Source organism: Terriglobales bacterium, from assembly GCA_035567895.1.
GTDB lineage: Bacteria > Acidobacteriota > Terriglobia > Terriglobales > Acidobacteriaceae > Gp1-AA112.
The window spans coordinates 39,774-47,405 of the sequence record DATMPC010000117.1; the positions used below are offsets into that span (position 1 = coordinate 39,774).

A 7,632-nucleotide genomic window follows, 5' to 3' on the forward strand; every position below is an offset into this window, starting at 1 on the left:
AGCTCCTTATCGCCAAAAGTTCGTTAGACGGCCACGCGCGGTAGATCAAACCTGACAGTGCGATCTCCGTGATTGCTCAGGCGGTACATTCCTCGCTTCGAGCCGCTTTCCAGGTAATCGAATTTGTTTTTTGCGTCTCGGAGAGCTTGGGACACAAACTTTGGCGGCCTTACTTCTGCGCGAAGGTAGGCCCGGCGAATGTCCTGCTCACTGAACTCGTTCATTCCCGATTCGGTCACAGCAAAAGCCAAGACTATGACGATTTCGTGGTGCCCCAGAGGCCGTTTTTCAGCGACGAGTTGTTTCTCTCGCGACGGTTCGTGTAGCCCTGGATTAGGCTGGGAGGCCATGGGGACTCGCTGTTCCAGAGCCTGGATTGTCGAGAATCTTTCGACTTGGGACTGAACGAATAGCGCAGGACCCTCGAACGTTACCTTAGAGTCCCCTAGCGTAATTGTAGCTTTGCATTGATCTTCCACGTCAACTCTCCAATGGATAGTTCCATATCAAGATCATATCACACATTGCCAAAAGAAGATCCTTTCCACTTGGATCCGGCGCTACCGAGCCTCCCTAATAGCGGTTCAGTATGCAGGAGTTTTTAACTCGGTCTTCAGGAAAATCAGGGTAATCTTGGTTTCACTTGACTGGAGGTCGTGGGGAGGGGTGGTTCCGGAATGCGAATGCGCGTTGGCCCTGATTGGTGGTTCGAAAGATAGTTTCAAGCTGACGGTGAGCATATTGGATGAAGTGATTTTATCTCCTTTGAAAATAAATGCCTTACAATATCAAATTGAAAAATACATTTCACGCCATTGACTTGATAGAATACTGCTGATGCCCAAGACTATCTACAGGCACTCGCGAAGTCGTTATGAACCGGTTCCCTCCGGCGAGCGCGATCGCTCTGGTGCACTCCAGCTTGCGATTGTTGGTTTCGGAGCAATTAGCCGTAATACGTTGCAAATACAAGAGCAAATGTCATTTATCAAGCTTTATTTGTTTGCGCTCGCTATCTACGGCTCTTGGTTTCACTTGACTGGAGGTCGTGGGGAGGTGTGGTTCCGGAATACGAATGCGCGTTGGCCCTGATTGGTGGTTCGAAAGATAGTTTCAAGCTGACGGTGAGCATATTGGATGAAGTTATTTTATCTCCTTTGAAAATAAATGACTTACAATATCAAATTGAAAAATACATTTCACGCCATTGACTTGATAGAATACTGCTGATGCCCAAGACTATCTACAGGCACTCGCGAAGTCGTTATGAACCGGTTCCCTCCGGCGAGCGCGATCGCTCTGGCGTATTCCAGCTTGATTAGCCGACTGCGCCTCGTTCGGTACTTATCGATTGTCCTAGCCCGCCTTAGAATCAATGCCTGGTGACCTTCTATTGCTGCAGAAAATCAAAATCGAAGGTTTCAAGTCGTTAAGAAAAGTCGATCTTAAACTCGGCGCCTTCAATCTCTTTATAGGAACCAATTCAAGCGGTAAGTCCAATTTTCTTGATGCACTTCGTGTCCTGCAGGGGATTGGCTTTGGCTTCACCTTCGACGAGGTACTCAATGGAAAGCCAAGGAGCGCAACGACAGAGGTTTGGGCGGGGATTCGAGGTGGAAGCGCTAAGGCCGAGTTTGCGAGTGCAGTAAGTGCCGAACCGGGAATTGAGCCTCTCATCTCATTCGGGTTGAGCATCGGGGACCCGCTGGTCTTTGATGACCAAATAGTCTACGAGATAGCATTCTCGGCGCGGAAAGGCGCAGTCAGAAGAGAACATCTGAAAGTTCTCTGGGACGGAGACGTTTACGACAGCACAGCTGTCCCCAACCACCCGGAAAGCCCAGTCTTTCAGGTGCGTTATTACCAGGGATATCCTGGAAGACAGCCTCACTTGGGATTTGAAAAGAGTCGTCCTGTTTTGCACCAAATCTCAAATAGGGTCGCCTTTAATGCCAAAACCGAAGCCGAGCAACTCAAGCGGACCTTAGTTAATATGCAACGGCTCGAACCGGTGCCGAGTGTTCTGCGCGAATACTCCACTCCGCAACAAGTGAGAAGGATGGGGGAGCATGGCGAGAACTTCGCCGCATTGGTCAAATCAATTCTCGATGATGAAAAAGCAAAGTCAAATTACCTCTCTTGGCTAAAGCAGCTCACTCCGAATGAGGTCGATGAGGTCAAAATCCTTAAGGGAGCTTTAGGTGAGCCTCTCTTTGCGCTCGTAGAGCGTGGGCAAGAATATCCCGCTCCCGTTCTGTCCGATGGGACGTTGCGCTTCGCTGCGATAGCTGCAGCATTTTTCCAGCCCGACATGCCAGAAATGATCACCATTGAAGAAATCGAGAATGGAATTCACCCTAATCGTCTGAGATTACTTGTCGAGTTGCTGAAATCGCAAACCATCGGCACTGGACGACAAGTGGTCGCGACGACGCATTCCCCTGTGTTGCTTTCCTGGCTCAAGCGTGAGGATTATGACTATACGTTTTACTGTAAGCGCAGCGATCAGACCGGCGAATCCATAATCAGGCCTTTAAGTCAGATTCCGCGCTTTTTGGAGCTCGCAGAGAAGCAGCCAGTCGGCGAGTTGTTTGCAGAGGGGTGGCCAGAGAACGCGCTGTGAGCTACAACGTCCTAGTAATTCCGGAAGACCCTACTTACAACGGATACATTTTGAAACCTCTCGTAAGCAGAATTCTTGAGGAGTGCGGCAAACCGAATGCTAAGGTTACTGTGCTAACGAATCCGCGAGCCACTGGATACGTGCACGCCAAATCTTTGATTGAAAAGGCGCTGCTTGTCCGCTACTCACATATGAATCTGCTTCTTTTTTTGCCAGATGCGGACGGAGCTGACAAAAGTGCGGCGCTTACAGCTCTTGAGGATGTGGCGGAACAAAAGGGTGTTGAGCTTATCTGCATAGCCGCCGTGCAGGAGATTGAAGTGTGGCTCTTGGCGGGTCACACTGACAAGCTAGACGTTCAATGGCAAGACCTTAGAGCGGATCCAGACGTGAAAGAAAACATTTTCGAACCTTTTCTCAGGGAGCACGGAGACGCTCGCAGGGCCGGCGGCGGACGAGACTTGCTGATGCAGGAAACCCTGGGTAACTATCAGGGACTGCTCGCGCGCTGTCCAGAGCTTAGAACGCTGCAAAATCGAGTTTGTGCATCAACTGCCCACGCGAACAATGATCAGTAATCGTGATCGGGTATACCAAACGAAACTTGGGTCCAATTAGGGTCCAATAAGCGCCAAATGGCTGGGTGGCCCACGCTTTTTTGATTCGGTGTTTTTAGAGGCGTCCCATTACGGAACTGTGAATACCCGGGGACAGACGGGATGTCTTCCCATAATTGTCATTCCCGATTCGGGGTCTCCTGTTTGCCGAATCTTTAACCCTGCGCAGTGGACTTATTCGCTGCGCTATGCTGACTCAAGAATCCGATGACTTCCGTTTGGCTTCGTTGTGGTTGATCCGTAAAGAACACGTGACCGGCCTGTGGCAGCAGCACAAGTCTTGCACCCGGGATGCGCTGTGCGAGAATCTCTCCATTTCGCGTCGGAATAAGACGATCGCAATCGCCATGAATGACGAGCGTTGGCACACGGATCTGATGCAAGCGGCTGAATGCTTCCCAGCTACGTATCGCCTGTAACTGTCCCAGATAACCTTTCGCGCTCGGGTACCACTTGCGCCGCAATGCAAGGTCTTCGTCGATTCGGGCGCGCGCAGTCCCAGCGGCATGGAGAATCGGCACTGCGGCCTCGGTTCCTACTTCGGGACTCATGGATCTCAACGACGCGAACAGGCTTTGCACCTCCGGATCGGCTTGCACCGCATTCTCGCCGCCGGGAGAGGTGCAGGCGAGAATCAGCGAGCGCACGCGGTTCGGATATTGAAGCGCGAGTTCCTGGGCAATCATTCCACCCATAGAGAGTCCCAATACGTGAGCGCTGGCGATGTTGGCCGCGTCCAACACGGCGACAGCGTCCGCGCTCATCTCTCGAATGGAGTAAGGGCCGGCGGGAACATCGCTTTCGCCGATTCCACGATTGTCGAATGCGATGGTTCGATATTGCGAGGCGAGAACTGGCCGGATACGGTGCCACATTGCCGACGACGAGCCAAGTCCCATGATCAGCAGGACAGGTTCACCTTCGCCTACCTCGTCCCAATAGATTTTCACGCCTGAATTAGTCGCAATCGGCATAGAGCTCTGCTCGAAAGGAAACAGGTTACAGGGAACAGGTTACAGGGAGCAGGAAGCCAAGGCGTTTCGAGTAACAGCCGACTGCACCCGGGCGCTACCGCTCGCGGTACTGACAAGGCGTTTCAAGTTTCGAGTTGAAGGGCAAAGACAAAACCAAAGCTCACACGGATAACCGGGGTCCCCAGCAAGAGCCGTGTTTGGCCGGGTGGCCCACCCTTCTTTGGATTCGGTGTTTTTAGAAGCGTCCCATTACGGAACTGTGGGTGCCCCAGCCTTCGCTGGCGTTGCGAAGCGTGGGTTAGCTGTACTGGTGGTTTACACGATTTTGACTTCTATGGCTATTCCATTCTCGAAATTCGGGGAAAGCGTATCGCCATCCTTTTCGAAACCCACCCTTCGAACGGCGCGAAGGATCGGGCGTCCACTTCTTGGGAGTACCAGCAAAAAGCCTAAACGTCCTATAATGGGAAAAAGGCAGGCCACCCGTCCGGCTGCAGTCTATGAAGCGAGTGGGTGGCCTATCTCCCAGTGATGGCCGAAAGGATCTACCACGCGCCCGACACGCCAGCCGTGCCCCTCACTTACTGCATAAACCACGCGAGCACCCGCCCCGCAGGCTTGGGCAAATACGGCGTCTGGGTTCGCCACCGTCAGAATCATTCGTACCGTACTGCCGTTTAGGGTCTCAGGACTAAAATTGCCATGTTCAGGAGATTCATCGCTGACCCAAAACTCAGAATCCCTGATAGCCAGTCTCGCGACAACACCGCCTCTTCCTTCGAGGCGATACCTTTCGTTGGCTCCAAAGGCTGATTTGTAAAACTCGACCGCCGCTGCGCTGTTGCGGACCGAAAGCCAGGGTGCGATCGAGGAAAGGACAGATGCAGTCTCGGACACGTGGAAGATTGTACTCGGTCATTCTGAGGGAGCACTGCCGGACAGCAAAGTTCTAAAAGTCCGGGCTCATTTCGATAAATGGGACGGGTTCTACAAAAGGCGATGTCAAGAGCAAACACTTCTCCCCTTTTGGTCCCACCTCCCAGGCGCTCGACTGGTTGAAGAGCTATTTGTTCGAACCGTCTTGTCTGTCCTCAAGTTTCCCCTTGGATGCCCCAAGTTTCCCGCCCGGAAAACGGGAGTCCGCATGTGTTTCTGTACAACTTGGAACATCCGCGAAGGGCTTGCGTATCAGTAATGAAACCGGCTGAACGCCAGGCGCTGTTTAAGGCAAGGGAGGGCTCCCTTGGACCTACGCCAGACTTTCAGTCGTAAAGCGGAGGCCTGACGCGATTCGTTGGGAGTGAATATGAAGCCTCTCTCGTTTACACTTAGAGTCGCCGTTCTGGCTCTACTACTCGGTATCTTCTTTATCGTTGGCGCGCAGCTTGCGGGCATCGAAAAGGTCTCTGCTTCCGGGAACTCAAGCGGGGCGGCGCCACAACAGCCACGCGCTCCTCAAGGATTTCTCGCTCCCTTTGCCTCGTTTTGTCTTGCTACGAGCCTGGTGATGTCGTGGCTTGCCGTACACTCCCGCTTGTCCGGCCGCAAGTTGATAGCGATTCTCGCAATCGCAATGTATGGTGTGATGACGGTCGCCACGCAAGTGGAATCCCTTTTTTTCCTTCGCGACAAGATGCCTGTTTCCCTTATCTGGCGTCTCTTCGTTCAGGGTGCAATTACCACCGCCTTGTTTGTTCCCGCTCTTGTCGCTCTCATGGGAAGGCTCCGCCGCCCACGAGGGATGATAACCGTCAGTTCCGCTTCTTTACCGTCTTCTGCTCTTCTGAAGAGGCTCGCCATTTCGGTCGTGCTCTTCATCTTCCTTTATATGTTCTTCGGATACTTCGTCGCATGGCGCAATCCAGTGCTGCGCCAATTCTACGGAGGGGTCGACGCTCCCAACTTCCTGGTTGCGCTTAAGAATAGCTGGCAGACCAGGCCCGGAATCTATGTCCTCCAGGTGTTTCGCGGTGTTCTCTACTTCGCCTGTGTCCTGCCGCTCGTGCGCATGTTGCCAGCACCGAAATGGGAGGCAGCTCTTACCATCTCTGCTTTCCTGTCGGTCTGGTCGCTCGCTTTACTTCTGCCCAATCCGATCATGCCGCGAACCGTAGCCTTGAGTCATTTTTGGGAAACCCTCATGTGTTTCCTTGTTTTTGGAGCGGTCCTGGGGTGGATGCTCTCAGATCGTACGCGACCAGCCAGTCTCGTAAAAACTGCTTCGTAGCCGGGCGCCTTTGGGGCGGAATCCATCCACGTTTAAAGTTCCGATTACCAACAGCTAGCCAGGATGGAGAATCACGGAATTTCCACGCCGAGTGCCCCACTCATCGCGGTGCTCGATGAGTGGGTTATCACAAGGTCTCATCTATAATTCGCCGCGTGCCGCAAAGCTGAATACAAGAAACTCACTGCCACGGCATTGGTGGCGCTTCAACGTCCGTGAAAAAGCAATAGACGCTGTTTGAGCCGATCTGGAAGAGTATGAAATGTCATCCGAAGTACGCGAGATATGGTAGCGCTACCGGGAATCGAACCCGGGTTTGAAGATTGAGAATCTTCCGTCCTAACCCCTAGACGATAGCGCCCCGCATGTGAGGTGAGGCTTAAAAATTATAGCAAACCAGGCTGCTGAGCTTCGCAGCTGCTTAGCTTCTAGCCCTCTCCCGAACACCCAAGGTTCTGCGTTCAAATGGGCAGAACTATCGACGCCCAAGATGAACGTGGCGGGAACGTATTTGTATTTGACGCCTAGGAACTAAGAATAAAATGAAAGGTGCCGCCGATTTCTCCAGCAGAGTTTTCCGCGCTGCCCCTTCGCGTGCATACGTTTCTCGCCGACGTCCCGCTGCATGACGTCTGGGCGGTTGACTTACCTGCGCACCGCGACGGCGTTTCCCTTTCTGAATTTCTTCGCGGGGCGAATCAGGGCGGGATCGACAGATTTCCCCCAGCGACCCGTGCGCTTATCCGTCTTCGGCTCTTTCTTGGACGCATTTTTCGACTTGAGACCGAACCGAAGGATGCCTCGGCAGCCTCCTTTGCAAGTCGCCTAACGCCTGAGGATCGCGCTCGTTCTCTTGTCGTGCCCGGAACGCCGGAAGGACTGTTCCGCGTTGTCTATCGTTTCGAAAACGAACAGCTACTTGAAGTACAGAATCGTACCGTCCATGGTGCGGCCCTCAGTGCCCTCGTTGAAAGGGCCGATGGCTATCGATTCTATTTTGCAGTCTACGTGCGCCCGAGCGGGTGGATTACGCCCCTCTACATGCGCTTAATCGATCCGTTCCGAAAATGGATTATCTATCCGGCCATGTTGAAAACGATTCGTGCAACCTGGGATCGGAATGTCTGACCAAACGACTCACCGCTCAGCCAGGAAGTTCTCAGCGACGAAGTCAGCCACTTGCCGGCCAAG

The 7,632-nt window shown here is 52.9% G+C and carries 6 protein-coding genes and 1 tRNA gene; 4 read left to right on the top strand and 3 right to left on the bottom strand.

All coding sequences use genetic code 11. The annotated features are described in order from the left end of the window. Window positions 1-23: 23 nt before the first annotated feature. Window positions 24-350, bottom strand: coding sequence for a hypothetical protein (locus VNX88_25190; GenBank protein ID HWY71987.1), 327 nt, complete (start codon window positions 348-350; stop codon window positions 24-26). A 1,541-nt stretch (window positions 351-1,891) separates the two neighbouring features. Here VNX88_25190 and VNX88_25195 point away from each other — a divergent pair. Both VNX88_25195 and VNX88_25200 read left to right on the top strand, forming a co-directional pair. Beyond that, window positions 1,892-2,623, top strand: a complete 732-nt coding sequence (locus VNX88_25195) for an AAA family ATPase (protein ID HWY71988.1) — start codon at window positions 1,892-1,894, stop codon at window positions 2,621-2,623. Then, window positions 2,620-3,201, top strand: coding sequence for a hypothetical protein (locus VNX88_25200; GenBank protein ID HWY71989.1), 582 nt, complete (start codon window positions 2,620-2,622; stop codon window positions 3,199-3,201). Before VNX88_25195 ends, VNX88_25200 begins: the two co-directional genes overlap by 4 nt. Before the next feature lie 194 nt (window positions 3,202-3,395). Here the strand turns inward: VNX88_25200 and VNX88_25205 are convergent, their stop codons facing one another. Next, window positions 3,396-4,214 carry an alpha/beta fold hydrolase gene (locus tag VNX88_25205; GenBank protein HWY71990.1) on the bottom strand — a complete coding sequence of 273 codons (819 nt, stop codon included), beginning with the start codon at window positions 4,212-4,214 and terminating at the stop codon, window positions 3,396-3,398. Window positions 4,215-5,520: 1,306 nt separating this feature from the next. Between VNX88_25205 and VNX88_25210 the strand changes: the two genes are divergently transcribed. Further along, complete coding sequence (locus tag VNX88_25210) at window positions 5,521-6,441, top strand: hypothetical protein (GenBank protein HWY71991.1); 921 nt, start codon at window positions 5,521-5,523, stop codon at window positions 6,439-6,441. Window positions 6,442-6,727: 286 nt separating this feature from the next. Here VNX88_25210 and VNX88_25215 read toward each other — a convergent pair. After that, window positions 6,728-6,802: transfer RNA gene (locus tag VNX88_25215), tRNA-Glu, on the bottom strand. A gap of 188 nt (window positions 6,803-6,990) precedes the next feature. Here VNX88_25215 and VNX88_25220 point away from each other — a divergent pair. Then, window positions 6,991-7,569 (top strand): DUF2867 domain-containing protein, encoded by a 579-nt coding sequence (locus VNX88_25220; GenBank protein ID HWY71992.1) that lies wholly within the window; start codon window positions 6,991-6,993, stop codon window positions 7,567-7,569. The last annotated feature ends 63 nt before the right edge of the window (window positions 7,570-7,632 follow it).

Bases quoted from the DNA above. Each gene is read 5' to 3' on its own strand.
- VNX88_25190 (HWY71987.1), bottom strand. From the start codon at position 350: ATGGCCTCCCAGCCTAATCCAGGGCTACACGAACCGTCGCGAGAGAAA.
- VNX88_25205 (HWY71990.1), bottom strand. From the start codon at position 4,214: ATGCCGATTGCGACTAATTCAGGCGTGAAAATCTATTGGGACGAGGTA.
- VNX88_25210 (HWY71991.1), top strand. From the start codon at position 5,521: ATGAAGCCTCTCTCGTTTACACTTAGAGTCGCCGTTCTGGCTCTACTA.